The organism is Ralstonia nicotianae (assembly GCF_018243235.1).
GTDB lineage: Bacteria > Pseudomonadota > Gammaproteobacteria > Burkholderiales > Burkholderiaceae > Ralstonia > Ralstonia nicotianae.
This window is the reverse complement of the sequence record NZ_CP046674.1, coordinates 985994-1009913: the sequence shown is the minus strand read 5'-3', so window position 1 is coordinate 1009913 and position 23920 is coordinate 985994. Positions and strand designations below refer to the sequence as shown.

General features: G+C 65.9%; 37 protein-coding genes. 34 read left to right on the top strand and 3 right to left on the bottom strand.

The genetic code is table 11. From position 1 onward, the window contains the following. The first annotated feature begins 14 nt into the window (after positions 1–14). From GO999_RS04725 to GO999_RS04675, 11 genes are all read left to right on the top strand, one after another. Positions 15–857 (top strand): GPO family capsid scaffolding protein, encoded by an 843-nt coding sequence (locus tag GO999_RS04725; RefSeq protein ID WP_071895530.1) that lies wholly within the window; start codon positions 15–17, stop codon positions 855–857. A gap of 38 nt (positions 858–895) precedes the next feature. Continuing rightward, a complete protein-coding gene (locus GO999_RS04720; protein WP_211906601.1) occupies positions 896–1948 on the top strand; it encodes a phage major capsid protein, P2 family in 1053 nt (350 codons plus the stop codon). After that, the gene (locus GO999_RS04715; protein WP_211906600.1) at positions 1945–2667 is read left to right on the top strand and encodes a phage terminase small subunit; all 723 of its coding nucleotides are present in this window, start codon (positions 1945–1947) and stop codon (positions 2665–2667) included. Before GO999_RS04720 ends, GO999_RS04715 begins: the two co-directional genes overlap by 4 nt. A 97-nt stretch (positions 2668–2764) precedes the next feature. Continuing rightward, entirely contained in the window at positions 2765–3244 is a 480-nt protein-coding gene (locus GO999_RS04710; RefSeq protein ID WP_211906759.1) for a head completion/stabilization protein, read from the top strand. Next, positions 3244–3447, top strand: a complete 204-nt coding sequence (locus tag GO999_RS04705) for a tail protein X (RefSeq protein WP_211906599.1) — start codon at positions 3244–3246, stop codon at positions 3445–3447. Before GO999_RS04710 ends, GO999_RS04705 begins: the two co-directional genes overlap by 1 nt. 15 nt (positions 3448–3462) lie before the next feature. Next, positions 3463–3870 (top strand): putative holin, encoded by a 408-nt coding sequence (locus GO999_RS04700; RefSeq protein WP_211906598.1) that lies wholly within the window; start codon positions 3463–3465, stop codon positions 3868–3870. 23 nt (positions 3871–3893) lie between these two features. Beyond that, entirely contained in the window at positions 3894–4181 is a 288-nt protein-coding gene (locus tag GO999_RS04695) for a phage holin family protein (RefSeq protein ID WP_211906758.1), read from the top strand. Further along, positions 4178–4984, top strand: a complete 807-nt coding sequence (locus GO999_RS04690) for an N-acetylmuramidase domain-containing protein (RefSeq protein WP_016727332.1) — start codon at positions 4178–4180, stop codon at positions 4982–4984. Before GO999_RS04695 ends, GO999_RS04690 begins: the two co-directional genes overlap by 4 nt. Continuing rightward, on the top strand, positions 4981–5481 hold the full coding sequence (locus GO999_RS04685) for a hypothetical protein (RefSeq protein ID WP_211906597.1): 501 nt from the start codon (positions 4981–4983) through the stop codon (positions 5479–5481). Before GO999_RS04690 ends, GO999_RS04685 begins: the two co-directional genes overlap by 4 nt. After that, positions 5478–5912, top strand: a complete 435-nt coding sequence (locus GO999_RS04680; protein WP_015985096.1) for a phage tail protein — start codon at positions 5478–5480, stop codon at positions 5910–5912. Before GO999_RS04685 ends, GO999_RS04680 begins: the two co-directional genes overlap by 4 nt. Next, complete coding sequence (locus tag GO999_RS04675; protein ID WP_197361858.1) at positions 5909–6355, top strand: phage virion morphogenesis protein; 447 nt, start codon at positions 5909–5911, stop codon at positions 6353–6355. The genes GO999_RS04680 and GO999_RS04675 overlap by 4 nt, the downstream gene beginning before the upstream one ends. Here the strand turns inward: GO999_RS04675 and GO999_RS04670 are convergent. Continuing rightward, entirely contained in the window at positions 6324–7265 is a 942-nt protein-coding gene (locus GO999_RS04670) for a PIN domain-containing protein (protein ID WP_071654002.1), read from the bottom strand. The two genes, GO999_RS04675 and GO999_RS04670, sit on opposite strands and share 32 nt — an antisense overlap. A gap of 243 nt (positions 7266–7508) precedes the next feature. On the opposite strand from GO999_RS04670, the gene GO999_RS04665 reads away from it, so the two are divergent. The 16 genes from GO999_RS04665 to GO999_RS04590 all read left to right on the top strand — a co-directional run bounded on the left by GO999_RS04665 (position 7509) and on the right by GO999_RS04590 (position 20544). Continuing rightward, a complete protein-coding gene (locus GO999_RS04665; protein ID WP_211906596.1) occupies positions 7509–8126 on the top strand; it encodes a phage baseplate assembly protein V in 618 nt (205 codons plus the stop codon). After that, on the top strand, positions 8123–8470 hold the full coding sequence (locus GO999_RS04660; protein ID WP_211906595.1) for a GPW/gp25 family protein: 348 nt from the start codon (positions 8123–8125) through the stop codon (positions 8468–8470). The genes GO999_RS04665 and GO999_RS04660 overlap by 4 nt, the downstream gene beginning before the upstream one ends. A gap of 2 nt (positions 8471–8472) precedes the next feature. Then, entirely contained in the window at positions 8473–9381 is a 909-nt protein-coding gene (locus GO999_RS04655) for a baseplate assembly protein (protein ID WP_211906594.1), read from the top strand. Further along, positions 9374–9991: a phage tail protein I gene (locus tag GO999_RS04650; protein WP_197369732.1), complete on the top strand. Its 618-nt coding sequence runs from the start codon at positions 9374–9376 to the stop codon at positions 9989–9991. The genes GO999_RS04655 and GO999_RS04650 overlap by 8 nt, the downstream gene beginning before the upstream one ends. A gap of 4 nt (positions 9992–9995) precedes the next feature. Beyond that, positions 9996–11660 (top strand): phage tail protein, encoded by a 1665-nt coding sequence (locus GO999_RS04645; RefSeq protein WP_211906593.1) that lies wholly within the window; start codon positions 9996–9998, stop codon positions 11658–11660. Positions 11661–11672: 12 nt separating this feature from the next. Further along, entirely contained in the window at positions 11673–12425 is a 753-nt protein-coding gene (locus GO999_RS04640) for a phage tail protein (protein WP_211906592.1), read from the top strand. After that, positions 12422–12886 carry a YiiX/YebB-like N1pC/P60 family cysteine hydrolase gene (locus GO999_RS04635; RefSeq protein ID WP_089190771.1) on the top strand — a complete coding sequence of 155 codons (465 nt, stop codon included), beginning with the start codon at positions 12422–12424 and terminating at the stop codon, positions 12884–12886. Before GO999_RS04640 ends, GO999_RS04635 begins: the two co-directional genes overlap by 4 nt. A gap of 93 nt (positions 12887–12979) precedes the next feature. Next, complete coding sequence (locus GO999_RS04630; protein WP_211906591.1) at positions 12980–14155, top strand: phage tail sheath protein; 1176 nt, start codon at positions 12980–12982, stop codon at positions 14153–14155. A 31-nt stretch (positions 14156–14186) separates the two neighbouring features. After that, positions 14187–14696, top strand: coding sequence for a phage major tail tube protein (locus GO999_RS04625; protein WP_016722208.1), 510 nt, complete (start codon positions 14187–14189; stop codon positions 14694–14696). 75 nt (positions 14697–14771) lie between these two features. Next, a complete protein-coding gene (locus GO999_RS04620; protein WP_021155107.1) occupies positions 14772–15098 on the top strand; it encodes a phage tail assembly protein in 327 nt (108 codons plus the stop codon). Next, entirely contained in the window at positions 15095–15196 is a 102-nt protein-coding gene (locus GO999_RS04615; protein WP_003267618.1) for a GpE family phage tail protein, read from the top strand. Before GO999_RS04620 ends, GO999_RS04615 begins: the two co-directional genes overlap by 4 nt. Continuing rightward, positions 15193–17856, top strand: coding sequence for a phage tail tape measure protein (locus tag GO999_RS04610; protein WP_211906590.1), 2664 nt, complete (start codon positions 15193–15195; stop codon positions 17854–17856). Before GO999_RS04615 ends, GO999_RS04610 begins: the two co-directional genes overlap by 4 nt. Before the next feature lie 2 nt (positions 17857–17858). After that, complete coding sequence (locus tag GO999_RS04605) at positions 17859–18281, top strand: phage tail protein (protein ID WP_211906589.1); 423 nt, start codon at positions 17859–17861, stop codon at positions 18279–18281. Then, positions 18278–19405 (top strand): phage late control D family tail protein, encoded by a 1128-nt coding sequence (locus tag GO999_RS04600; RefSeq protein WP_211906588.1) that lies wholly within the window; start codon positions 18278–18280, stop codon positions 19403–19405. Before GO999_RS04605 ends, GO999_RS04600 begins: the two co-directional genes overlap by 4 nt. Before the next feature lie 115 nt (positions 19406–19520). After that, the gene (locus tag GO999_RS04595; protein ID WP_211906587.1) at positions 19521–19715 is read left to right on the top strand and encodes a Com family DNA-binding transcriptional regulator; all 195 of its coding nucleotides are present in this window, start codon (positions 19521–19523) and stop codon (positions 19713–19715) included. Then, positions 19678–20544 carry a DNA cytosine methyltransferase gene (locus GO999_RS04590; protein WP_211906586.1) on the top strand — a complete coding sequence of 289 codons (867 nt, stop codon included), beginning with the start codon at positions 19678–19680 and terminating at the stop codon, positions 20542–20544. Before GO999_RS04595 ends, GO999_RS04590 begins: the two co-directional genes overlap by 38 nt. Positions 20545–20692: 148 nt before the next feature. Here GO999_RS04590 and GO999_RS04585 read toward each other — a convergent pair whose 3' ends face one another. Together GO999_RS04585 and GO999_RS04580 are read right to left on the bottom strand one after the other, a co-directional pair. After that, entirely contained in the window at positions 20693–21061 is a 369-nt protein-coding gene (locus GO999_RS04585; RefSeq protein ID WP_155740405.1) for a hypothetical protein, read from the bottom strand. A 123-nt stretch (positions 21062–21184) separates the two neighbouring features. Continuing rightward, complete coding sequence (locus GO999_RS04580) at positions 21185–21646, bottom strand: helix-turn-helix domain-containing protein (protein WP_071615573.1); 462 nt, start codon at positions 21644–21646, stop codon at positions 21185–21187. Between the two features lie 82 nt (positions 21647–21728). Between GO999_RS04580 and GO999_RS04575 the strand changes: the two genes are divergently transcribed. The 7 genes from GO999_RS04575 (at position 21729) to GO999_RS04545 (ending at position 23887) form a co-directional block, all read left to right on the top strand. Further along, on the top strand, positions 21729–21938 hold the full coding sequence (locus tag GO999_RS04575) for a hypothetical protein (RefSeq protein WP_127591882.1): 210 nt from the start codon (positions 21729–21731) through the stop codon (positions 21936–21938). A 61-nt stretch (positions 21939–21999) separates the two neighbouring features. Next, complete coding sequence (locus GO999_RS04570) at positions 22000–22248, top strand: Ogr/Delta-like zinc finger protein (protein ID WP_016721650.1); 249 nt, start codon at positions 22000–22002, stop codon at positions 22246–22248. Between the two features lie 117 nt (positions 22249–22365). After that, positions 22366–22920, top strand: coding sequence for a BRO-N domain-containing protein (locus tag GO999_RS04565; protein WP_118887990.1), 555 nt, complete (start codon positions 22366–22368; stop codon positions 22918–22920). A 10-nt stretch (positions 22921–22930) separates the two neighbouring features. Then, complete coding sequence (locus tag GO999_RS04560; RefSeq protein ID WP_155740407.1) at positions 22931–23107, top strand: hypothetical protein; 177 nt, start codon at positions 22931–22933, stop codon at positions 23105–23107. After that, entirely contained in the window at positions 23107–23343 is a 237-nt protein-coding gene (locus GO999_RS04555) for a hypothetical protein (RefSeq protein WP_197369554.1), read from the top strand. Before GO999_RS04560 ends, GO999_RS04555 begins: the two co-directional genes overlap by 1 nt. Beyond that, on the top strand, positions 23336–23545 hold the full coding sequence (locus GO999_RS04550; protein ID WP_197369555.1) for a hypothetical protein: 210 nt from the start codon (positions 23336–23338) through the stop codon (positions 23543–23545). The genes GO999_RS04555 and GO999_RS04550 overlap by 8 nt, the downstream gene beginning before the upstream one ends. An 18-nt stretch (positions 23546–23563) precedes the next feature. Continuing rightward, a complete protein-coding gene (locus tag GO999_RS04545) occupies positions 23564–23887 on the top strand; it encodes a hypothetical protein (RefSeq protein WP_211906585.1) in 324 nt (107 codons plus the stop codon). The last annotated feature ends 33 nt before the right edge of the window (positions 23888–23920 follow it).

Here is a 23920-nt window from a genome sequence, read left to right as displayed (position 1 = left end):
CCCACGACAGCACCATGGCGAAGTCCACCAAGTTCTTCCGCATTGCGACCGAAGGCGCGACGAGCGACGGCCGCGTCATCGATCGTGATGACCTGATCCAGATGGCGAAGAACTACAACCCGGAGACCTACACCGCGCGCATCAACCTGGAGCACATCCGCGGCTACGACCCGACCGGCCCGTTCAAGGCTTACGGCGATGTGGCCGCGCTGCGCGCAGAAGAGCAGGACGGCAAGATGCGCCTGCTCGCGCAGATCGACCCCACCGCCGATCTGATCGCCATGAACAAGGCGCGGCAGAAGATCTTTTCGTCGATGGAAGTGCGACCGAGCTTCGCGGATACCGGCGAGGCGTACCTGGTCGGTCTGGCCGTGACCGACAACCCGGCGAGCCTCGGATGCGAGGTGCTGCAGTTCAGCGCCCAGGCCAAGACCAACCCGCTCGCCGCGCGCAAGCAGCACCCGGACAACCTCTTCACCGAAGCCGTGGAACTGGCGCTGGATTTCTCGGAGCCGATCACGTACACGCCTGCCGGTGCGCCCGCGAGCCTGGCCGACAGCATCAAGCGGCTGTTCTCCAAACAGCGGAAGTCCGACGACGCCACCGACGCCCGCTTTGCGGACGTACAGGATGCCGTGCAGACCGTCGCGCAGCAGTTGCAGACCACCGGCGAGCAGTTCAACGCGGCATTCAAGGCCATGACCGACCAGCTCGCCGCGCTCAATGCGCAAGGCGCGGAGCGCGATCGACAGTTCCACGCTCTCAAGGCCGACCTGGACCGGACCGACGCCTACGCTGCGCGCCCGCCGGCCACCGGCGGCGACGGTAGCGCAGCCGTCATCACGACCGATTGCTGAGACAGCCGGCCCACCCCCATCCCACCGGAGCCAACACCATGCAGAACAAGACCCGCCGCCTCTTCGCGGCCTACAAGGCTGAAATCGCCAAGCTGAACGGCGTGGATCGCGTCGACGAGAAATTCACCGTCAGCCCGACAGTACAGCAGCGTCTTGAGAATAAGGTGCAGGAATCGAGCGCGTTCCTCTCCAAGATCAACGTCTATCCCGTGACCGAGCAGGAAGGCGAGAAGCTGGGCCTGGGCGTATCCGGGCCGATCGCCAGCACGACCGACACCAGCCAGCAGGATCGCCAGACGGCCGACATTTCGACGCTGGACGGCCGCCGCTATCGCTGCGAGCAGACCAACTCGGACACCCACATCACCTACCAGAAGCTGGACGCCTGGGCGAAGTTCCCAGACTTCCAGACCCGCATCCGCGATGCCATCCTCAAGCGTCAGGCACTGGACCGCATGACGATCGGGTTCAACGGCGTCAAGCGCACGCCGACTTCCAACCGTGTCGCCAACCCGCTGCTGCAAGACGTCAATACGGGATGGTTGCAGCACGTGCGCGACGGCGCTCCCGCGCGCGTTATGCGGGACGGCAAGGCACGCGATCAAATCGTCGTGGGCAAGCTCCAGAAGGACGGTAAGCGGACCCGCGCCGACTACGCGACACTCGATGCGGTGGTCTTCCAACTGGTCAACGAACTGGTGGCCCCGTGGTACGCGGAGGACCCCGAGCTGGTCGTGCTGTGCGGGCGCCAACTGCTTGCCGACAAATACTTCCCGCTCATCAATGCGGATCAGGCGCCCTCTGAGCGCCTGGCGGCCGATGTCATCGTCAGCCAACTGCGTATCGGCAACCTACCGGCGGTCCGTGTGCCGTTCTTCCCGCCCGCTAGCCTGATGGTGACCCGGCTGGACAACCTGTCCATCTACTATCAGGAAGGGTCGCGCCGCCGCACGGTGGTGGACAACGCCCGCCGCGATCGCATCGAGAACTACGAATCGAGCAACGACGCATACGTGGTCGAAGACCTGGACTGTGCTGCCATGGCCGAGAACATCGAGTTCGACCTGACGGACGCCGAGGAGGCCGCGTGACCAACCTGGCCCGCAACCACTTCCTTCGCGTGACGGCCCGACTCGCTGCCGAAGCGGCGCAGGCCGGCAACCCGCTGCGCTACGCGACCGGCCACGAGTTGATGCTGGCGCAGTTGGCCGAGCACAGGCGCCAACTCAAGCAAGTGCAGTCCATGGAACGCAAGGCCGAGGTCAAGCGCACGCTGCTGCCCGAGTACGCGGCCTGGGTGGCGGGCGTGCTGGAAGCCGACACGGGCATGCAGGACGAAGTGCTGATGACGGTCATGGTGTGGCACATCGATGCGGGCGACTTCGCCGGCGCCCTGCCGCTCGCCGCCTACGCTATCCGGCACGGGCTGTCGATGCCTGACCAGTATCAGCGCACCACCGCCTGCCTGATCACCGAGGAATTCGCCAACATGGCTTTGAAAGCGACCGAGGCCGGCGAGCCGGTGGATCTGGCGGCGCTGGGCGAAGTGGCCGAGCTGGTGGGCAGCCAGGACATGCCGGACGAGGTGCGGGCCAAGCTGCACAAGGCCATCGGCTACGCCCACGGCGCGCAGATCGGCAAGGCCAATGCCCCGGACGTGCCCGCGTTGCGTCAGTTCGTGCTGTCGCACCTGCGCCGCGCGCTGGAGCTGCACGACAAGTGCGGCGTCAAGAAGGACATCGAACGCCTCGAGCGCGACATCAAGAACGCAGCGAAGGCCACCGCCCAGGAGGGCACCGGCCGCCGCTGATACCGAGCGTGACCCCGCGCATCGAGGCGGCACGTGGCGACCTTCCGGCATGCCGCGAATCGTCGCCACGTCCACCGCCTCCCAGCTCATCAAGACCATGTCCTCATTCATCGCAGCAGCCCCCTTGCCAACGCCGGCGCAACCTGGCGGGCAGCCGATCGGCAACGACGGCTTTTTCCCGGACATCGACGTTGACCAGGCGTGCGCAGCGATGCGCCTGGACGGGACCGTGACGCCCGAGCGGCTGCGCGCCGCGCTGATCGAAGCCGCGCTGTCCGTCAATGACGAGTTGGCCGGGTGGAAGGCTCGCCAGCTCGCCGCCGGGTTCCTGGAGCTGGGCGCAGTGCCGGCGCAGTGGGTCGATGGCCGGAGCCGCTATGTGCATCGCTACCTGCGCGCGGTGCATTGCACGGCGGCGGCCTGGCTGATCGAGCGCTACCGGTCGTTCGACGCCACCGCAGCGGGCGACCGCAAGGCGGAGGCGGAGAACACATCGGTCGATGATCTGCGGCGCGACGCACGCTGGGCCGTCAGCGACATCGCCGGCACACCGCGCACCACTGTGGAGTTGATCTGATGCGCGTGAGGGCCATCCAGGGCGACACCATCGACGCCATCTGCCGGCGGGTGTACGGCCGCACGGCGGGCGTGACGGAAGCCGTGCTGGCCGCCAACCCAGGCATCGCCGATCTGGGTCCCACCCTGCCCCATGGGACCGAGCTGGTACTGCCTGACATCTCCCCACAGCCGCCCGCGCAAACGGTGCAGCTGTGGGACTGACCCCAAGGATCATCAATGGCTGAACCCATCGCAACCAGTACGTCAGCCACGGCTGTCGCCGTCACCAGCGTAGGCGCAATTTCGTTGCTGCCTGGCGTAGATGCCGGCACCGTGCTTGCCGCATTCGCTGGCGCGGCCGTCTTCGCACTCAATGCCGGCGGCGACCTGAGCATCGCAAAGAAGCTGTCCTTCCTCGTGCTGTCGATCGTGGCGGGCGTCCTGTCGGCACCGCTCGCCGCGTCGCTGATCGCCCGGGCGCTGCCCGCCAACACCGAAGTCAGCGAGGCCGTGGGCGCGCTGGTGGCCTCCACGGTGGTGGTGAAGCTGCTGCTGGCGCTGATCCGCGCGGCCGACAACAGCGACAAGCTGTTGGCCGCCCTGCGGGGTGACAGCAGCGACAACCGTGGAGGAAACCAACCGTGAATGCCCTGTTCATCGTGCAGGCGATGCTGTGCGCGCTGATCGCGCTGCGCCTGCTGCTGTTCAAGCGCGACGGCGCGGCGCACCGCCCTTGGGCGTCGCGGCTCGCCTACGCCCTGATCGTGCTGGCCGGCGCGGTTCCCATCGGCGTGCTGTTCGGTCGGTACGATTGGGCGCTGCTGGCGCAGAACGGCATCACGGCCATCCTGTGTCTGGCCGTCTTCTCGGTGCGCGGCAACGTGGTGGAGCTGTTCCGCATGGGCGGCGGCGCCGACACGTCCTGGCTGGTGCGCCTGCTGCGGAGGTCCGTATGACGATCCTGAAACCAGGCAGCACCGGCGCCGAGGTGCGCGAGCTGCAGCGTCTGTTGGCCGGCCGTGGTTTCTCGGCAGCTGACACCGGGGAATACGACGCGGCCACCGCCGCGGCCGTGCGCGCGGCGCAAGCCTGTTTCGACCTGGTCGTGGACGGCATCGCTGGCCCCAAGACCGTTCAGGCCCTGCGCGTGGGCGCCCGCCAGCCCGGGCACCTGACGGCGGCGGATCTGCAACGCGCGGCGGGTACGCTGGGCGTGCCCCTGGCGGCGGTGCGCGCGGTCAACGAGGTTGAGAGCCGGGGGAGCGGGTTCCTGCCGGACGGACGGCCCGTGATCCTGTTCGAGCGGCACGTCATGTACCGGCAGCTGCGCGAGGCCGACCAGGATGCGGACGCGCTCGCGGCCCGGTATCCCAACATCGTCAACCCGAGCCGTGGCGGCTACGTGGGCAAGGCCGGGGAGCACATGCGGCTCGCTCAGGCCATCGCCATCGACCGCGATTGCGCCCTTGCGTCGGCGAGCTGGGGGTTGTTTCAAGTCATGGGATACCACTGGGAGCGGTTGGGGTATCCGAGCGTCCAGGCATTCGCGGACGCCATGCAAAGCGGCGAGGGAGCGCAGCTCGACGCCTTCGTGCGGTTCGTCACCAGTGACCCCGCCTTGCACAAGGCGCTCACGGGCGGGAAGTGGTCCGCCTTCGCCGCGCTCTACAACGGGCCGGCCTACAAGGACAACCTGTACGACGTGAAGCTGGCGCGCGCCTTCGCACGCTACCAGGCCGAAGAGCGGGAGGCCGCATGAACCGCGCGTTCGCTGTGCTGTGTGTGCTGGCGGCCGTCGCAGGCCTGGGCGTGTGGCTGGCGCACAGCTACGCCGCCGCCGTCGATCGCGCCGACACCGCCGAGAAAGCCGCTGCTGACCTGCGCACGCAGCTCAAGGGCGCGCAGGGCAGCACCGTCACCGTCACGCAGTACGTGGACCGCGTGCAAACGATCCGCCTCAAGGGCGACACCATCATCAAGGAGATTCCGCGTTATGTCCCGATCCAGGCTGATGCTTCCTGCGTTGTTCCTCGCGGCTTTGTGCGGCTGCACGACGGCGCCGCCGCCGGCGCAGTGCCAGATTCAGGTGCCGGCGATGCTGATGCGGCCCCCTCGGGCGTTGCGCTCTCTGCCGTCGCCGGCACCGTCGCCGACAACTACACCGACAGCCACGCCAACAGCGAGCAACTGACTGCCCTGCAGCAGCTGTTGCGCGACCAGGGCGTGACCGTCATCGGGGAGGACGTCGCGCCATGATGAAGCTCACCAGCCTGCGCGACGCGCTCACGGCCGGCGTGCCGCACCTGGCCGCCAATCCCGACGCGCTGCACGTGTTCGTGGACGAAGGGCGCGTGGTCGGCACCGGCGCCCGCTCGCTGTCGTTCGAGTACCAGTACACGCTCACGCTGATCGTGACCGACTACCCGGACAGCTCGGACACCATCGTTGTCCCGGTCCTGGCCTGGTTGCGGACGAACCAACCCGACCTGTTCGCCAACGACGAGCGGCGCCGCGACGGGTTCCGCTTCGAGGCTGAAATCCTGAACCACTGCACGGTCGACCTGTCGATCAAGCTGCAATTGACCGAGCGCGTGACCGTGAAGCCGGCCGGCGGCGGCTACCAGGTCGAGCACCACCCGGAGCCGGTCAACGATGCCGACGACCCGGCGAGCTGGAGGCCGAATTGAGCGAGCCCCGCGAACTAGAGGCATGGCTGGCCGGGATGCTGACCAAGCTGGATGCACCGGCCCGCCGGACGCTGGCGCGCGCCGTGGCCGTCGAGCTGCGCCGGCGCCAGGCTACCCGCATCGCCGAGCAGCGCAATCCGGACGGCAGCCCCTACGTACCGCGCAAGCCGCAGCTGCGGCATCGCGCCGGCCGCATCCGGCGGGCGATGTTCATGCGGCTTCGGCTGGCGCGCTACATGAAGACCCAGGCCGATGCCAACACTGCCGTGGTGACCTTCGCGGGCAACGCGCAGCGCATCGCCACGGTTCACCAGTTCGGCCTTCGGGATCGCGTCAACAAAGCTGGGCTGACGGCTCAATATCCGGCGCGGGAACTGTTAGGCATGGATGGAATGGACATGGAGCACATCACTAATTTACTTCTCTTGCATTTGGGTGCCTAGCAACCGCCAACCCCGATCGCGCGCTTGGTGGCTGCAAAATAGTATCTGATTGCAAGGTCAAGTTTTCGAAGATGTCGTCATGCCTGCACGGAATGAACTCATCTTCGACCTGTATTTCCCTGTCGGTAGCATGGCGCAAAAGCGTGTTCTCTGCTTCCTCCATCTCCTTCGTCACCGATTTGTGCACTTTCTTTAGTGCAACTGAGAGTTTATCCGTAAGGATAAGTTGACGTTTTTTGCTGACGCGCTCACTAAATTCTTGCCTCAACCAGTCATTGATGTACGGCGTGTCCTTATAGGTTACGCCGTAATCAGTATCTCGCGTAACGATAATCACGTGCTTGCCGCTTTCTTTAGAGCAATGAACAATCCATTCCCAGTTTATGGAATCACCTATAGACGTATCATTCTGCTTTCTTGGTGGGTAGCCGAGCACAAAGCGCTTCCTGGCAAGATTTCTGATATTAAAACGCTCTTTCTTTGTTCGCGCCAGATTGTAGGGTGAGTGGTTCTTGAAAAGTCTTTGCAGAATCTTATAGAGCGGATCGTGGTGCGTGGGGTCACAAAGGATAGAGCGTACTTTTTCGCTAACCTTCTTGTGCTGATTTATCAAGTCCCCCTTCTTTTTTTCTATCATTTTGCATGCTTTGATGTCTGCAACAAGGGCCGGAGGCGATAACTTCCCCCAGTCAGGCAAGGAATAGCTATTCAACGCTTCGACGATTACTCGCTGGCGATTCTTCTTGAATTCCATCTCAACTTGAGAGCCGAGGATTAATCTATCCTTGCATTCCTCCAATTGCTGAAGGTACTTTATGCTCACATCGCTCTTTCGGATGCGATAGAAGTCGAGAAGTACGTTTGTGTCGACGAACAATAGAGCGTCGCCTAGCTGCGAGTTAGTGGCCATGAGAGGATGTCCTTTTTTCGATTTATTCCGATCCTATCTCTATGAGGGAACCAAAAAAGGCGTAGGCTTAATGTGTCGGCCATAGGATTCGGTGTAGAACCAAAAAACAGTTCCTTCAAGAAAAAATCGCACAGCCCCTCTCCGGGTATACCCCCCAAACGATAAAGCGGAAAGCTGTTGTAAGGCGCGCCTACACAACACGCAGTAGATGCACCGCCCACGCGCACACGGCACTCTGCGGCCATGGACACCGCAGACCTCGCCCGCCTTCTCGAAAACCTCCTGCGCCTCGGCACTATCGCCGAGGTTCGACACACCAAGCCGCCGGCCGTGCGCGTGCGCACCGGTGGCCTCACCACCACTTGGCGCCCGTGGGCCGAGCGCCGCGCCGGCCGGACGCGCACCTGGAATCCGCCGACCGTGGGCGAGCAGGTGCTGCTGTTCTGCCCCAGCGGCGACCCGGCCAACGCTGTCATCCTGTGCGGCATCCCGACCGACGACAACGACGTTCCGAGCAACGACCCCAACCTGACTGTCACGCTGTACCCGGATGGCGCGCTCACCAGCTACGACCACACCGCCGGCCTGCTGAGCGTGCAGGGCGTCAAGACGGTGTTCCTGGAAGCCGCCGCGAACGTGCTGGTGAAGGCGCCGGACACCGTTTTCGACGGCAATGTCACGGTCAAAGGCCGGTTCGCGTACGAGAACGGCATCGCCGGCCATGGCGGCGAGAACGGCAACAAGATCACCGGCAGCCTGACGCACGAGGGCGGCCAGCTTTCGTCCAACGGCGTCGTGCTGGACAAGCACGACCACGGCGGCGTGCAGCACGGCGGCGACTGGACGGAAGGCACGCGGTGACCGGCATGAACAACGCCACCGGCCGAGCGCTTTCCGACCAGCCGCACGTGGTGCAGTCGATGCGCGACATCCTCTCCACGCCGATCGGCTCGCGCATGATGCGCCGCGACTACGGGAGCCAGGTCCCCGAGCTGATCGACCAGCCGCTGAACCCGGCAACCCGCCTGCGCACCATGTCCGCCGCCGTGTCGGCGTTGGTGCGGTGGGAGCCGCGGATCCGCATCTCCTCAGTGCGGTTCTGGATCGATGCGGACGGCAAGCCCGTGATCGACATCGAGGCAGACCGCGTGGACGGCCCGCGCCGTGAAGCGGCGGGCACGCTGTCCGTGCCCCTTCGGAGCTGACCATGGCCATCATCGACCTGTCGCAGCTGCCGGCGCCGGCCGTGGTCGAAACGCTCGACTACGAAGCCATCCTGGCCGAGCGGAAAGACTACTTCGTATCGCTGCACCCCGCCGACCAGCGGGACGCCGCGCGCGCCACGCTGGAGCTGGAATCCGAGCCGATCACCAAGCTCTTGCAGGAGAACGCCTACCGCGAGCTGGTGTGGCGCCAGCGTGTGAACGACGCGGCGCGCGGGGTCATGCTGGCCTTCGCCGAAGGGGAAGACCTGGAGCAGATCGCGGCGAACTTCAACGTGCAGCGCTTGACCATCACACCGGCTGACGACACCACCGTGCCGCCGACGCCCGCCGTGATGGAGGGCGACGACTCGCTGCGCGAGCGCGCACAGGAAGCGTTCGAAGGGCTGTCCGTCGCTGGCCCGACCAAGGCCTACGAGCAGTTCGCGCGCTCGGCTGACGGCCGGGTGGCGGACGCACGCGCGATCAGCCCGGCCGGCGCGGAGGTGGTGGTCTCGGTGCTGTCACACCTGGGCGATGGCACGGCCGACGAAAGCCTGCTGGCGACTGTACGCACCGCGTTGAGCGATGACGACACCCGGCCGCTCGGCGACCGCCTGACGGTGCAATCCGCCACCATCGTCCCATACCGCATCCGTGCCACGCTGTACCTGGCATCGGGGCCGGCGGCCGAGCCGATCCTGGACGCGGCTGGCAAGCGGGCCGACGTCTACCGCACCACGCGGCGGCGCATCGGTCGCGACATCAACCGCTCGGCGATCACGGCGGCGCTGCATGTGGAGGGCGTGGAAAAGCTGGTGCTGCACGAACCGGTCGCAGACATCGCGCTCGATCTGACCCAGGCGGGCTACTGCACCGCCGTGGAGATCGTCAACGGGGGCACCAGTGAGTAGCGCAACCCTGTTGCCGCCGAACGCGACGCCGCTGGAGCGCCGCGCCGCCCAGGCGGGCGGGCGCATCGAGCGCGTGCCGGTGCCGCTGCGCGACCTGTGGAACCCGGCCACCTGTCCGGCCGAGCTGTTGCCCTTCCTGGCCTGGTCGTTTTCCGTGGACCGCTGGAACCCGGCCTGGCCGCTCGCCACCAAGCGTGCCGTGACGGCCGCCTCCTACTTCGTGCATCGCAAGAAGGGCACGATCGGCGCGCTTCGCCGCGCGGTCGAGCCGTTGGGCTTCCTGATTCGCGTCATCGAGTGGTGGCAGACCAATCCGCCCGGGCCGCGCGGGTCGTTCCGGCTCGATGTGGGCGTGCTGCAAACCGGCATCGACGAGGCCATGTATGCCGAGCTGGAACGCCTCATTGACGACGCCAAGCCGTGTTCCCGCCCGATGCTCGGCCTGCAAATCAGCCTGGAGGTGCGCGGCACCCAGGCCACCAGCGCTGCCGCCTATCTGGGCGACGTGTTGACCGTCTACCCCTACGAGCCACCCGACATCGTCGTGAGCGGCACCGCGGCTGTCTCGGCCGCTTCCCACGCCATCGATACCCTGACCGTCACTCAATAACGCCATGCCACAGACCTTCTTCATCGTGCCGACCGCCGCCGGCGAGGCCCGCGACGCCAACGCCAAGGCGCTTGGCCAGGCGCGCAAGTACACCCACATCGCCGTGGGCGACGGCGGCGGCGTGCTGCCTACACCCGACCGCGCCCGCGCCGCCTTGGTCAACGAGTGCTACCGCGCGCAGATCAACGCGCTATGGCAGGATCAAGCCAACCCCGGCCAGTTCATTGCCGAGCTGGTGATCCCCGAGACCGTGGGTGGCTGGTGGGTTCGTGAGCTGGGCCTCATCGACGCGGACGGCACGCTTGCTTACTACGGCAACTGCCCCGAGACGTACAAGCCGCAGATGGCCGAAGGCTCCGGCCGCACGCAGGTTGTGCGCATGGTCGTGCTGTCGGCCTCGGGCGCCGCTGTCGAGCTGAAGATCGACCCGTCGATCGTGCTGGCGACGCGGCAGTACGTCGACACCACCATCGCCGCCGAGCTGGCGAAGTTGGACGGCAAGCCATCGGTGCGCGTTGCCACCACCGCGAACCTGGCCGCGTTCTCCGGACTGCTGACCATCGACGGCGTGACGCTCGCCGCCGGCGACCGGGTGCTGGTCAAGGACCAGAACGCGGGCAAGGACAACGGCATCTACGTTGCTGCGGCCGGCGCCTGGGCGCGCGCGGCCGATGCCGACGCCGCGCTGGAGGTGACCCCCGGCATGCTGGTGCCAGTGGAGACCGGCGCGGCAAACGGCGATTCGCTGTGGCAGCTCGCCACCGATGCACCGATCACGATCGGCACCACCGCGCTCGCCTTCGAGCTGGTGAGCGGCAAGACGGGCGTGGCGGCCGGCACGTATCGCAGCATCACCGTGAACAGCCGCGGCCAGGTGACGGGCGGCACCAATCCGACCACGCTTGCCGGCTACGGCATCACGGATGCCGTCACGGCCGCGCAGGGGCTGGCCGCCGGTATCGGCGCCGATCTGGCGACCAGCAATAAGGCCGTGGGCGACCTCAATGCGCTGGTGACCCCGGGCGAGTACTACTACACCAGCGATAGCGCCAATGCGCCGAGCAGCCACGGCGTGCTCAAGGTATGGCGGGAGAGTGCGACGATGGTTTTCCAGATCGTCCACTCGTCGGACAACGAAGTGTTCACGCGCTACCGCGCCAGCAGCGGCACGTGGACCGACTGGCGGCAGCTGGTGGGCCAGGCGGGGCTGATCGGGTATTTCGCGCGCTCCACCGCCCCGAACGGATGGCTCAAGGCCAACGGCGCGGCGGTCAGTCGTACGACCTACGCGGCGCTGTATGCCGAGATTGGCACCACGTTCGGCGCGGGCGATGGCGCCGCCACGTTCAACCTCCCGGACCTGCGCGGCGAATTCCTGCGCGGCTGGGATGACGGTCGCGGCGTGGATAGCGGCCGCGGAATCGGCACGTGGCAGTCCGGCTCCCCGGTCGTGCATGACGACGTGGGTGGCATCGCCAGTTTCAACATCACGGCGCTGGGCGATGGCACCAACGTGGCGTGGTCGAACATCGCCGACCCCTGGGTCGGCGCCTTCCCGCTCACGATGTACGACTCATCGGCCGCAACCTTCGTTGACGCCAACAACAAGGGTTTCATCAACATGGCCCGCCCGCGCAACGTCGCGTTCCTCCCCTGCATCAAATACTGACCGATCGACGCCATGACCGACACCGTCTACCACTACCACCCCACCACCGGCGAATACGCAGGCCGCTCGCCGGCGGACCACTCGCCGCTCGAACCGGGCGTCGTGCTCATCCCTGCCCACGCCACCGACCAAATGCCGCCCGAGGCCGGCCCGCACGAGGTGGCCGTCTTCCGCGACGGCAACTGGAGCGTCGCGGCCGACTGGCGCGGCGTTGCCCTGTTCTCCAAGGCGGACGGCTCTGCCGTCACCATCGCCGAGATCGGCACGACGCCGGCGGACGTGAGCGCCACAGAAACCGCGCGGCCCAGCTTTGCACACGTCTGGAATGAAGGGAGGTGGATCGAGGACGCCCAGTTGAAGGCCTCGCAGCTGGTGGCGCTGAGGCAGCGTCTGTGCGACCAGCTCGACGCCGCGGCCGATGCGGTCCGCCTGGCGGTGGTCGGAGATCCGCTGCGCGTAGTCGAATACCAGCGCGCCGCCGACGAGGCGCAGGCGTACCAGGCCGCCGGCTACGTGGGCGATGCTCCGCCATCGGTGCAGAGTGCCGCCGACGCCAAGGGCTCGACCGCCCGGGAGGCTGCCGACGAGATCCTGGCGATGCATGCCGCGTGGAATGCTGCCCTGTACGGCATTCGGTCGCTTCGTCTCGCGGGCAAAGTGCGCATCCGCAACGCGGTATCGGAGGACGCCGCACGCACGGCCGCCGACCAGGCGATCGCCGGCGTGCGCGGCGTCTTGGCGGGCATGAGCGGGGGACAAGAATGAGCAGCGTCCAGCTACTTTTCACCACCACCAACGGCCCCCTGAGCTGGGCGATTCGTGTGTGTACCTGGTCGGCGTGGAGCCATGTGGCCTTGGTGGCCGGCGACCAGGTCATCGAATCGATGCCCGGGCACGGCGTGCGCAGCGTGCCGCTGGCCGGGGCCATCCAGTGCGCGGACCGGTACGAGCTGGCGACGATGCCGGCGCGCGACCCGGCGCGGATCATCGAGGCGGCGGCCAGCCAGATCGGCAAGCCCTACGACTACGAGGCCATCGGCGGCCTTGGCCTGCACCGCGACTGGCAGCAGGCCGATGCGTGGTTCTGTAGCGAACTGCTGGCCTGGTCATTCCACCAGGCGGGCGAGCCGCTGTTCCGCGCGGACTGTGTGCGGCGCGTGACACCGCAACACTTGTGGATGCTCGCGCCGCTCAATCAGCAGGCCTCGGCCGACGTCTTGTTGTAGCGCGCGCCGCCACAACAGCACGCGCGCGACTTCCTCGCGCGTGCGCAGCATCCTACCGGGACGATCCATCGTCGGACCATCCCGGAGGACTGCATGCCAACCGACTACCACCACGGCGTGCGCGTCGTTGAACTCAACGACGGCACGCGCCCCATCCGCACCATCGAGACCGCCGTGGCCGGCATCGTCTGCACCGCCGACGATGCCGACGCGGCCACTTTCCCGCTCGACACCCCCGTCCTGCTGACCAACCCGCAGGCCTACATCGGCAAGGCCGGCGACAAGGGCACGCTCGCCCGCACGCTCGACGCCATCACCGACCAGACGAACCCGCTCACGGTCGTGGTGCGCGTCGCCGGTGGTGCGTCCGAGGCCGAGACCACGTCCAACCTGGTCGGCACCACCACGGCGGCCGGCCGGTACACCGGCATGAAGGCGCTGCTGTCGGCACGTAACCGCTTCGGCGTCACGCCGCGCATCCTGGCCGTCCCGGGGCTCGACAGCCTGCCCGTGGGGACCGAGCTGGTCAGCATCGCCAGGAAGCTGCGCGCCTTCGCCTACCTGTCGGCGTACGGCTGCCAAACCAAAGAAGAGGCCGTCGCCTACCGCAGCAACTTCGGCCAGCGCGAAGCGATGGTGATCTGGCCGGATTTCGTCGGCTGGGATACCGCCGCCAATGCCGAGACCACCCTGTGGGCCACGGCCCGCGCGGTCGGCCTGCGCGCCAAGATCGACAACGACACCGGCTGGCACAAGACCCTTTCCAACGTGGCCGTGGACGGCGTGACCGGCCTGTCGCGCGACGTGTTCTGGGACCTCCAGGACCCGGCCACCGACGCGGGCTACCTGAACGCCAACGAGGTGACCACGCTGGTTCACCGGGACGGCTTCCGCTTCTGGGGCTCCCGCACGTGCAGCGCGGATCCGCTGTTCGCCTTCGAGAACTACACCCGCACCGCCCAGGTGCTGGCCGACACCATGGCGGAAGCCCACATGTGGGCGAACGACCTACCGATGACGCCCACCCTCGTGCGCGATCTGCTGGAGGGCATCAATGCCAAGTTGCGCATGCTGACCCGCAACGGATACCTGCTGGGCGGCGCCGCGTGGTTCGACGCGGACGCCAACAGCAAGGACACGCTGAAGGCCGGGCAACTCGCCATCGACTACGACTACACGCCCGTTCCACCGCTGGAAGACCTCACGTTCCGCCAGCGCATCACCGATCGCTACCTGATGCAGTTCGCCGAAGCCGTCAAGGCGGCTTGAGCTGCGTCCCACCACCTGACAAGGAATCTCCATGGCTCTGCCACGCAAACTCAAACATTTCAACGTCTTCGCGGATGGTGTGAGCTACGCCGGCGAATGCGAAGAAGTCACCCTGCCCAAGCTCGCGCGCAAGCTGGATCAATACCGCGCCGGCGGCATGAACGGCCCTATCGATATCGACCTGGGCAACGAGAAGTTGGAGATCGAAACCACCTATGGTGGCCCGATGCGCGAAATCATCAAGCAATACGGCATCACCACCGTCGCCGGCGCCATGATCCGCTTCGCGGGCTCCTACCAGCGCGAGGACAGCAGCGAACCCGATTCGATGGAGATCATCGTGCGTGGTCGGCACACCGAAATCGACTTCGGCGGCGCCAAGGCCGGCGAAAAAGGCGCCTTCAAGGTCAAGTCTTCGCTGTCCTACTACAAGCTGAGCGTCAACGGCGAAGTCTGGTGCGAGCTGGATTTCGTGAACTTCATCGAAATCATTTTCGGCGTGGACCGCCTGGCCGCGCAGCGCCGCGCAATCGGCCTTTAACCCGGGCGCCGCCCACCTCGCCCGGGTGGGCTGATCCGCCCGGGCACACCTCAACTCTTCATCGCTTTGACCACCATGGAAAAAAAAACCGCAACCATCACCCTGGACACCCCGATCACGCGCGGGGAACAGACGATCAGCACGATCACCGTGCGCAAGCCCGGCGCCGGCGAGCTGCGCGGCGTGAGCCTGATGGATCTGATGCGCATGGACGTAACTGCCCTGCACACGGTTCTGCCGCGCATCACCACGCCGACGCTGACCACCGCCGACGTGAGCAAGCTGGATCCGGCCGACCTGACCCAACTGGCCGTCGAGGTGACCGGTTTTTTGCTGACGAAGGCTCAGCAGCAGGACACCTTCCCGACCGAGTCGAAGACGCCGCCGCAGACATCGGCGTGATCTTCTCCTTCCGCCTGGACGAGCTGTACGCCATGGGTATCGTTGAGCTGATGGAGTGGCGCGAACGCGCGCGCGAACGCAGCGGGGCCGAGGAATGAGCGACGCCCGCCGCCTGCGCCTGGAGGTGGTGCTGGCCGCCGTGGACAAGGCCACGCGGCCGTTGCGCAACCTGATGAACGCCAACAACGACCTGGCCCGGGCCGTGAAGGCCACGCGCGCCCAGCTCAAGGACCTGGAGCGCACGCAGGCCGGCATCGACAGCTTCCGCAAGCTGTCGCGGGACGCGGCCATCACCGGCAACCAACTGAAGGCGGTGCGCGGGCGGGCGGACGAGCTGGCCCGCCAGCTCAAGGAAACCCGGGAACCATCCGCCGCGCTGACCAAGGCCTTCGAGGCCGCCAAGCGTGAAGCGCAGGCGCTCAAGGTGCGGCAATCGGAGCTGGCCGAAAAGCTGCACCAGGTGCGCGGGCGGCTGGCGGACGCCGGTATCGGCACGCAGAACCTGGCGCAGCACCAGCGCGCGCTGCGCAGCCGCATCGCCAGCACCAACGAACAGCTGGAGGCGCAGACCCAGCGCATGGCGGCCGTGACCGCGCAGCAGCGCCGCATGGCTACCGCGCAGCAGGCGGCGGACAAGGTGCGCGCGCGCGCCGGGAGCGTGGCCGCCGTCGGCGCGGGCGCCACCGCGGCCGGCATGGCTGCCGGTGCCCCGTTGCTCAAGGGCCTCGGGGAAGCCAAGCACTACGACCTGGAGAAGCTTCGCATTGGGGCGCTGGGCTTGGGCGACCAGTCCACCCAGGAAGCGCTGGCGTTCGCGCAGCAGATGAAGGCCTACGGCGTCAGCCAGGTTGAGAAAGCGGAGCTGATGCGCGACGCCATGAGCGTGTTCGCGGACACGCATCACGCCGAAATGGTGATGCCGACGCTCGCCAAGATGAAGTTCGCCAACGCCGCCGTGTTCGGCCAGGCCGAGGGCGCGGAGAACGAGCGCAAGTTTGTGGACATGCTCAAGGTGATTGAGCTGCGCGGCGGCCTGGCGAGCGAAGCCGAGTTCAAGAAGCAAGCCGACATGGTGCAGAAGGTCATCACGGCGACCGGCGGGCGCGTGCAGGCTGACGAATGGCTCAACGTCATCAAGACCGGTGGCCTCGCCGCCAAGGGCGCCGATGACAAGGCGTTCTACTACACGCTGGAGCCGCTGGTGCAGGAGATGGGCGGTAACCGCGTGGGGACAGCCATGATGAGCGCGTATCAGAACCTGTACCAAGGCAAGACGACGAAGCGGGCGCTGCACAACCTGGACAACTTCGGCCTGATCGCCGACCGCAGCAAGGTCAAGGAAGACAAGGCCGGGCAGGTGTCGTTCATGGACCCGGGGGCGCTCAAGGGCGCGGACCTGTTCCGCCAGAACCAGTTCGCGTGGCTGGAGAAGGTGCTGCTGCCGACGCTGGCCGCCAAGGGCATCACCGACCGCAAGCAGGTCGAGGACGCAATCGGCAGCATCTTCTCCAATCGCACGGCGGCGGGCCTGTTCGCGCAGATGTACCTGCAGCGCCAGCAGATCCACAAGAACATGCGCCTGAACGAAGGCGCCGCCGGCATCGATCAGCTTGAAACCAGGGCAAAGGGCACAGCCCAAGGCCAGGAGCTGGACACGCTGGCGAAGGTGCACGACCTGGAGAAAGCGCTGGGCGAAAAGGTGTTGCCGCTGTACGCGCGCGGCCTGGAGCTGGTCGGCAAGGCCGCCGAGGGCGTCACCTCGTTCATGCAGAACCACCCAACGCTGGCCAAGGCCGCCGCCGTCGCGGTCGGCGCGCTGGCGGCTTCCCTGCTGGTGCTGGGGCCGATCATGCTGGCCGTGGCGTCCGTGCTGGGGCCCTACGCGATGCTGCACATCCTTTTCGGCAAGCTCGGTGTCACAGGCGGCGTGCTGTCGGGCGTGTTGCGTGGTCTGGCGGGCGCCTTCAGCGTGGTCATGCGCGCCGTGGCGGTGCTGGGCCGAGTGCTGCTGATGAACCCGATTGGCCTGCTGGTGACGGCAATTGCGGTCGCGGCCTACCTGATCTACCGGTACTGGGAGCCGATCAGCGAGTTCTTCTCGGGGCTGTGGCAGCAGGTGAAGACGGCGTTCGACGGCGGTATCGCCGGCGTGTCCGCGCTGATCCTGAACTGGTCGCCGGCAGGCCTGTTCTACGCCGCGCTCGCGCCGGTGTTGCAGTGGTTCGGGTTCGACGTGCCGGCCAAGTTCACCGAGTTCGGCGCCAACATCGTGCAGGGCCTGGCCAACGGCATCCGCAGCGCCATCGGCTGGGTCACGGATGCGGTGGGCAGCGTGGCAAGCGGTGCGATCACGGCCTTCAAGAGCCTGCTGGGCATCCATTCGCCATCACGCGTTTTTGCCGAGTTGGGCGGGTTCACCATGGCCGGCCTTGGGGAAGGCCTCACGCGCGGCCAAGAGGGGCCGCTGCAGGCCGTTCAGCGGGTGGCCGCCAGGATGACCGGTATTGGCGCCGGCATCGCCATCGGTGCGGTGCCGGCCGTCGCATCGCCGGTGCGCTTTGACACCCGGCCGCCGCTGGCCGCCAGCTCGGGCGCTGGCACCGCGGCGCCGGCTGCCGCCGCGCCCATCACCATCGTCATCAACCCGCCGGCGGGTAGCGATGAACGGCTGATTGCGCACCTGGTGGAAGACCGGCTGCGCCAGATCGAGAACCAACGCGCGGCGCGTGGACGCTCGCGCCTCACCGATACGGATTGACCATGATGATGGCACTGGGGCTGTTTGTGTTCAGCCTGGACACGGCCCCCTACCAGGAGTTTCAGCGCCAGGTCGGCTGGCGGCACCCGTCGAACAACCGGGTCGGCCGGCGGCCGGCCCGCCAGTTCACCGGGCAGGACGACGAGACGATCACGCTGTCCGGCAAGCTGCTGCCGGAACTCACCGGCGGCGAGTGGACGCTGGCCGCGCTGGAGACCATGGCGAACACTGGCGATGCCTACACCCTCATCGAGGGCACCGGCCACTACTACGGGCAGTTCGTCATCGAGAGCATGGACATGAAGCGTACCTACTTCTTCCAGGACGGCGCGGCGCGCTCGGTCGATTTCACGATCAAGCTGGTGCGCGTGGACGATGACCTGCTGTCCAAGGTCGTGACCACCGTGACGAAGGCCCTGTCGTGACCGCATCCATGCTCACCAGCGATACCGAGCCGAAGCCCATCTACCGGCTGAAGGTCGGCGACAAGGACATCACGGGCCGCTTCCAAGACCGATTGATTGGGCTAACGCTCACCGACAACCCCGGCTTCGAGGCGGACCAGCTCGACATCGAGTTGGACGACAGCGACGGCCGGCTGGAGCTGCCCGAGAAAGGGGTACGCCTGGCGCTGTCGATCGGCTGGGCGGATACCGGCGTGGTAAGCAAAGGCACGTTCAAGGTGGACGAGCTGGAGCACACCGGCCCGCCGGATCGCCTCACGATCCGCGCGCGTAGTGTGGAGCTGGACGGCGGCCTCACCACCAGGCGGGACAACTCCTACGCCGGCAAGACCGTCGGCGCCATCGTGCAGGCGATCGCCACCCGCAACAAGCTCACGTCCATGGTTAGCAAGAAGCTGGCCGGCCAGGCGATCGCCCATGTGGACCAGACGGGCGAGTCGGACGCCAACTTCCTCACGCGCCTGGCGCGCGATTTCGATGCCATCGCCACCGTGAAGAACGGGACACTGCTGTTCATCCCGGCCGGCGAGCCGACCAGCGGATCCGGCATCGCGTTGCCGAAGGTCAGCATCACTCGGGAGGCAGGCGACACGCACACCTTCCTGGTGGCCGACCGTGAGAACTACAACGGCGTGAAGGCCTACTACCAGGACACCCGCGCCGGCACGCGCGGCGAAGTGGTGGTCGACGCCTCCAACGCCACCGTCACGAAAGAGAAGCGGGACGGCAAGGTCAAGAAGAAGACGAAGAAGGCCGCGACGGTGGCCGCGCAGCCCAACCCGGATAACGTGAAGGTGTTGCGCCACACCTACGCATCGAAGGCCAACGCCGAGCGCGGCGCGCGCGCCGCGTGGCGCAGGATTCAGCGCGGTGTCGCTACCTTCTCGATCACGCTGGCGCGCGGCCGGCCGGACCTGTTTCCCTCACTGCATGCGAGCGTGAGCGGGTGGAAGAAGGACATCGACAACACGCAGTGGAGCGTCGGCAAGGTAACGCACAGCCTGAACGATCGCGGCTACACCAGCGCACTGGAGCTGGAGATCCAGCCGGAGAAGTTGGAAGAATCGGGTACGGCCGCCGGGTGATGGTGCCGGCAGGCGCTGCCGTGTTGTGGCGGGGGCATCGACAACAGGCTGCAGGTGCTTTGCGCGCGCGCACGGGGCATCCTGCCGTTTGATCGCAGGCAACACCGGATTTTTCATGCAGGACATTCGATGCGGCGGATGCAGCCGCAAACTCGGTGAAGGCGAATACACCCGCCTCGTCATCAAGTGCCCGCGCTGTCGGGCCATCAACACCTTGCGGGCCACGAGCCCCGCCCCGGAACGCCCCCGAGCGTCAAATCTTCAGGACGCTCATGTATGCCAACCCCGACACACCGCACCACGCCCATAGCCCCACGGTCGGCAGCCTCTTCGCCGGCATCGGCGGCTTCGACCTCGGCTTCGAACGCGCCGGCTTCCGTACCGCCTGGCAGGTCGAAATCGACCCTATCCGCCGCGCCGTACTCGCAGACCGCTTCCCCCACGCCCAGCGCTTCGATGACGTGCGCGCCTGCGGACGGCGCAACCTGCTCCCCGTCGATGTCATCGTCGGCGGCTTCCCCTGCCAAGACCTCAGCACCATGGGCAAGCGCGCCGGACTCGCTGGCGAGCGCAGCGGACTCTTCTACGAAGTCGTCCGCATCATCAACGAGCTGCGGCCTCGCTGGCTGGTCCTTGAGAACGTCACGGGGCTGCTCTCTTGCAACGATGGCGAAGACTTTGCGGCAGTCATCGGGACCCTTGCCGAATGCGGGTATCTGGGATTCTGGCGGGTGCTTAATGCTCAGTATTTCGGAGTCCCCACGAAACGCCGTCGCGTTTTCATGGTCGCCGGTCTGGGATGCCAGCCCCCCATCGAGTTGCTGGCTGACGCCGGACCAGTGGACAGCCTTCCTCGCGCGCCGAAAGCGCAACAAACTGGCATCGGCCTCGCGGGATGGGCTTACCCTACCTTACTTGCTGGCAGCGCACCCGGCCAAATCAACCTCGGCGGTTCTGGCCTCGTCGCTGTCGAGGACGGATGGGGTGCGATGGTTGAGCGGAGCCGAACGATTGAGCATCATGGGCTTTGCAAGGGACTGGATGCGGCCAACTTTGCAGAAGCTCAAGGTGCCGGAAACGCCGTCAGTCCGCCGGTCGCGGAGTGGGTCGCGCGACATCTCATCGAAGAATGCGCATGACGAGCAATAGCGGCAGCCGAACGTACCTAGCGTCGATGCCCTAGTCGTGCTGTGTCAATTGGTCGTGTTCGATAGCCGGCGACCCAGGAATGGAGAGCGATATCCGCTCCCAGGCAATGCGATTGAGTCTCGCTGATTTTTATTCTGATCAGGCGCTGGGCACCCAGTACGGATCGCGATGCGCTGTTGGGTCGAGCACGCACTCAAAAGTATCCGACTCATAGGCATGCATGATGGCGCCGACAGAGTAAAAGTGGCCGTCCCACTGGCAATCGGACAGAGGCGCATCCGCGAGGACCCAACTCGTTACCAGCGCGGCAACCGCAGCACTAGTGACCGAGACCAGGGCAATCATCTTCCAACGCTGAGGGAAAGCGAGCTGCTGGCGTCTTTTGCGCCGGCCTCGCGATCCGGTAGGGGTTGCTGCTGTGTCTCGAATGGCTCTCGGCGCGAGAAAAATCGTGGTTCCGTTGATGATCTTTTTGACGTCGCCGTGAAATTCAAAACGTGACTTCATACTTCTAGTTGGCGGCCCCTCTTTTTATTGTTAGCCGCTGGTGTTAAGACGGCGGCACTCTACGACAAGCGCCACACTGCCTACTAGCCCCTCCGGAGGGGGGCGGGCTGGGAGGAACAACGGCTAATCGTCCTTGTCGGTACGTTTCTTCTTGCCGCTATCCGTGTGGACCGTCTGGTGGCGGGTTTCGTGGTAATCGCCGCTGATGTTCTTGACGTCGCCCACTGAGCCGTGGAACACCATCTCGTTACGCGTCTTCTTCACCTTCTTTTCTGCTTGAGGCTGAATGCCGCCGATAAGCGCCAGCACTCCAGATCGCCCCCGTGCATCGAGCTTGCGGTAACCCGTCAGCACCATCTCTTCATCGGGTGCCAGTTCCGCGGCCGAATGCTTGCCTGTCAGCACGTACAGGACATCGATGCCGCCTTCGGCCAACGCCATGAGGTAGTTGGCGTCTGGCGCGCGCTCAGACTTTTCATAGAGCACTTGCGTCTTCACTGACACACCGCCCAGCGCGCCGAACTCGGTTTGGTTCAGCCCCTTGCGCTTGCGCTCCTCGGTGAGACGTTCTCCCAGGAATTCCATTCGCTCCACTTTTGCTGTTGAAATTGCACCGTTCGGTGCATATACTATGTGCTGTCCAGTTGACCCGCTTAAGTATATCGACATGTCTATCGCGAAACCCCCGGTCTCTCCCGCCCGACGCGGCATTCTGACGACGCGCCCTGTCAGCGCCCGATTGATGCCTCACGAACTGGCCGCGCTCGAAGCCCAGGCACTGAAGGAGAACCGTTCCCTTTCCAGCATGGTTCGCCTCATGCTCATCAAAGGCATGGAGGCATCCGGCCTTCCGCTCATCGAGCCCTCCCAGGGCTGACTGCCCGCGCTCCGGCCCATCGATCCCGTCGTCCCGGCGCTCACGCGGAGGAACCCTCTCAATGAAACTCGTCTGCCCGCATTGCGACACGCGCATGCATATCCGCACCAGCCGCCCGGTGTCGCTGCTGTCGCGCGAGTTGTATGCCCAGTGCCCCAACGTGGACTGCGCTTACACGTGCGTGGCCATCGTCTCGCAAATCCGCACCATCGCGCCGTCCATGGCGCCCAACCCCAAGGCTTACCTGCCGATCGGCCGGACCCGCCATCTGCCCGGAAACCCGCGCCAGCTCGACCTGCTGCCCGGTTGACGGCGTAGCCCGCTAACCCCTTCCCCTCGCGTTCTGTTTTTTCGCGCCCTGCTCGGCGCGAGGGGCCTCTTTTTGCCCAAAAACCGCCGCGCATGCGGCTTTGCTTGGAGTTTTGTCATGCAACACCTGCCTGAAACCGCTGTCCTGACCTTCGAGAACGTCGAGTTCGATGTGGTCGACCTGCACAACATCCCGTGGCTAAGGGGTATGCAAATTGCCTACGCCCTGGGGTATCAGAACCCTCGGCAGGACATCAAAAACCTGTACGACCGCAACGCTGACGAGTTCACCGGCGAGATGACGCAGATTGTGGAACTGGACACGGCCGGCGGCCGTCAGCCGGTGCGCATCTTCAGTCCGCGCGGCTGCTATCTGCTGGGCATGCTGGCACGCACCGAGCGCGCCAAAGCGTTCCGCGGCTGGGTGCTGGATGTGCTGGAGGGACGCCAGTTGCCACGCAAGGTGGCAACGCTGACCGTGCCGCAGCACTTGGCCGCGCTGCGCTATCGCGGCGCCCTGGTGCGCGAGCTGGCCGCTGCGCAGGCGTTGCCGGTTGCACAGGAGCTGTACGCGAACCTGCTGCATGTCTCGCGCCTGTTGGGCATGTCCGCGCTCCCGTTGGCAAAGCTGGCGCCGATTGCCTGCCAGCAACAACTGCCGGGCCTGGCCTGAGGGGTGCCGCATGAATACCTATCTGATACGAATCACGGCCCCGAACGGTCAGCACCTCCATATGACGGTGCTTGCCTCTTCCCGTGCTGACGCATTCACGCAGGTGTTGCGCGAGCTGGAAGCCCCGGCCCCTGAGAACCCGCCAGCCCGCGACGGCTGCACCCGTCCCGCCGGGGAGGCCGCGTAATGCTCGCCCTGGCAGACCTGTGGATGCTGGCGTCCGCTCTGGTATCGGTCGCGCTGCTGAACTACGGCGCTCACACCCAGCGCTGGGGCGCGCTGGTCGGCCTGCTCGGTCAGCCGGCCTGGCTGTACCTGACAGACGTAACCGGCGAGGCTGGGATGTTCACCGCCAGCCTGTTCTTCACGCTGTGCTACGGCCACGGCGTGTGGCGCGGTTTTTTCTGCCGCCGCCATGGGTAAGCCCGACATCACGGAAGCGGACGTGCGTTGGACCCACCGCTTCCTGCGGCTCACCACGCCCTATGACGCCATGCCGCCCGAACTCCGCGCGGCCGTGGTCGCCGCCGCAAACGCGCTGGCGCCCCGCCTGCGGCGGCACCAGCGCACCAATTCCGACCCCGTTGACCTGAAGCGCCGCGCCGCCGGCGATCTGGACGACTGACTGTTCCACGTTACAACCATGAAAACATCCATCGCTTTCAACATCGACACCAACAGCCTGCAAGGCTGCACCGACGACTACCTTGCCGCTCTGTGGCATATCGCGCAGATCAATCCGGCCTGGAACGAGAGCCACGACGCCGGCGTGCTGGTGGAACACATCGGCCGCGAAATCATCCGGCGGTGGATGCGCGGCGTACCGGTGCCGCTCTGGAACATCCAGGGCGGCGACTACTACCACCAGCAGCTGATTCGTTTTGCGCAATGGAACGGGATTGACTGGGAGGCCATGCCGGTCGGTTCCCTTACCGATGTGCAACAGGCCGTACCGGAGAGCCTGTGATGCGGCTTTGCGAAATCAGGAACGTCCGCTCCG

What these genes read in the sequence shown, in the direction of transcription:
- GO999_RS04670 (WP_071654002.1), bottom strand. Translation starts at nt 7,265, where the DNA reads ATGGCCACTAACTCGCAGCTAGGCGACGCTCTATTGTTCGTCGACACA.
- GO999_RS04585 (WP_155740405.1), bottom strand. Translation starts at nt 21,061, where the DNA reads ATGAAGTCACGTTTTGAATTTCACGGCGACGTCAAAAAGATCATCAAC.
- GO999_RS04590 (WP_211906586.1), top strand. Translation starts at nt 19,678, where the DNA reads ATGTATGCCAACCCCGACACACCGCACCACGCCCATAGCCCCACGGTC.
- GO999_RS04575 (WP_127591882.1), top strand. Translation starts at nt 21,729, where the DNA reads ATGTCTATCGCGAAACCCCCGGTCTCTCCCGCCCGACGCGGCATTCTG.
- GO999_RS04605 (WP_211906589.1), top strand. Translation starts at nt 17,859, where the DNA reads ATGATGATGGCACTGGGGCTGTTTGTGTTCAGCCTGGACACGGCCCCC.
- GO999_RS04595 (WP_211906587.1), top strand. Translation starts at nt 19,521, where the DNA reads ATGCAGGACATTCGATGCGGCGGATGCAGCCGCAAACTCGGTGAAGGC.
- GO999_RS04580 (WP_071615573.1), bottom strand. Translation starts at nt 21,646, where the DNA reads ATGGAATTCCTGGGAGAACGTCTCACCGAGGAGCGCAAGCGCAAGGGG.
- GO999_RS04620 (WP_021155107.1), top strand. Translation starts at nt 14,772, where the DNA reads ATGGAAAAAAAAACCGCAACCATCACCCTGGACACCCCGATCACGCGC.
- GO999_RS04645 (WP_211906593.1), top strand. Translation starts at nt 9,996, where the DNA reads ATGCCACAGACCTTCTTCATCGTGCCGACCGCCGCCGGCGAGGCCCGC.
- GO999_RS04630 (WP_211906591.1), top strand. Translation starts at nt 12,980, where the DNA reads ATGCCAACCGACTACCACCACGGCGTGCGCGTCGTTGAACTCAACGAC.
- GO999_RS04570 (WP_016721650.1), top strand. Translation starts at nt 22,000, where the DNA reads ATGAAACTCGTCTGCCCGCATTGCGACACGCGCATGCATATCCGCACC.
- GO999_RS04625 (WP_016722208.1), top strand. Translation starts at nt 14,187, where the DNA reads ATGGCTCTGCCACGCAAACTCAAACATTTCAACGTCTTCGCGGATGGT.
- GO999_RS04545 (WP_211906585.1), top strand. Translation starts at nt 23,564, where the DNA reads ATGAAAACATCCATCGCTTTCAACATCGACACCAACAGCCTGCAAGGC.
- GO999_RS04565 (WP_118887990.1), top strand. Translation starts at nt 22,366, where the DNA reads ATGCAACACCTGCCTGAAACCGCTGTCCTGACCTTCGAGAACGTCGAG.
- GO999_RS04685 (WP_211906597.1), top strand. Translation starts at nt 4,981, where the DNA reads ATGAACCGCGCGTTCGCTGTGCTGTGTGTGCTGGCGGCCGTCGCAGGC.
- GO999_RS04725 (WP_071895530.1), top strand. Translation starts at nt 15, where the DNA reads ATGGCGAAGTCCACCAAGTTCTTCCGCATTGCGACCGAAGGCGCGACG.
- GO999_RS04555 (WP_197369554.1), top strand. Translation starts at nt 23,107, where the DNA reads ATGCTCGCCCTGGCAGACCTGTGGATGCTGGCGTCCGCTCTGGTATCG.
- GO999_RS04690 (WP_016727332.1), top strand. Translation starts at nt 4,178, where the DNA reads ATGACGATCCTGAAACCAGGCAGCACCGGCGCCGAGGTGCGCGAGCTG.
- GO999_RS04695 (WP_211906758.1), top strand. Translation starts at nt 3,894, where the DNA reads ATGCTGTGCGCGCTGATCGCGCTGCGCCTGCTGCTGTTCAAGCGCGAC.
- GO999_RS04700 (WP_211906598.1), top strand. Translation starts at nt 3,463, where the DNA reads ATGGCTGAACCCATCGCAACCAGTACGTCAGCCACGGCTGTCGCCGTC.
- GO999_RS04635 (WP_089190771.1), top strand. Translation starts at nt 12,422, where the DNA reads ATGAGCAGCGTCCAGCTACTTTTCACCACCACCAACGGCCCCCTGAGC.
- GO999_RS04720 (WP_211906601.1), top strand. Translation starts at nt 896, where the DNA reads ATGCAGAACAAGACCCGCCGCCTCTTCGCGGCCTACAAGGCTGAAATC.
- GO999_RS04710 (WP_211906759.1), top strand. Translation starts at nt 2,765, where the DNA reads ATGTCCTCATTCATCGCAGCAGCCCCCTTGCCAACGCCGGCGCAACCT.
- GO999_RS04640 (WP_211906592.1), top strand. Translation starts at nt 11,673, where the DNA reads ATGACCGACACCGTCTACCACTACCACCCCACCACCGGCGAATACGCA.
- GO999_RS04705 (WP_211906599.1), top strand. Translation starts at nt 3,244, where the DNA reads ATGCGCGTGAGGGCCATCCAGGGCGACACCATCGACGCCATCTGCCGG.
- GO999_RS04560 (WP_155740407.1), top strand. Translation starts at nt 22,931, where the DNA reads ATGAATACCTATCTGATACGAATCACGGCCCCGAACGGTCAGCACCTC.
- GO999_RS04610 (WP_211906590.1), top strand. Translation starts at nt 15,193, where the DNA reads ATGAGCGACGCCCGCCGCCTGCGCCTGGAGGTGGTGCTGGCCGCCGTG.
- GO999_RS04665 (WP_211906596.1), top strand. Translation starts at nt 7,509, where the DNA reads ATGGACACCGCAGACCTCGCCCGCCTTCTCGAAAACCTCCTGCGCCTC.
- GO999_RS04550 (WP_197369555.1), top strand. Translation starts at nt 23,336, where the DNA reads ATGGGTAAGCCCGACATCACGGAAGCGGACGTGCGTTGGACCCACCGC.
- GO999_RS04680 (WP_015985096.1), top strand. Translation starts at nt 5,478, where the DNA reads ATGATGAAGCTCACCAGCCTGCGCGACGCGCTCACGGCCGGCGTGCCG.
- GO999_RS04655 (WP_211906594.1), top strand. Translation starts at nt 8,473, where the DNA reads ATGGCCATCATCGACCTGTCGCAGCTGCCGGCGCCGGCCGTGGTCGAA.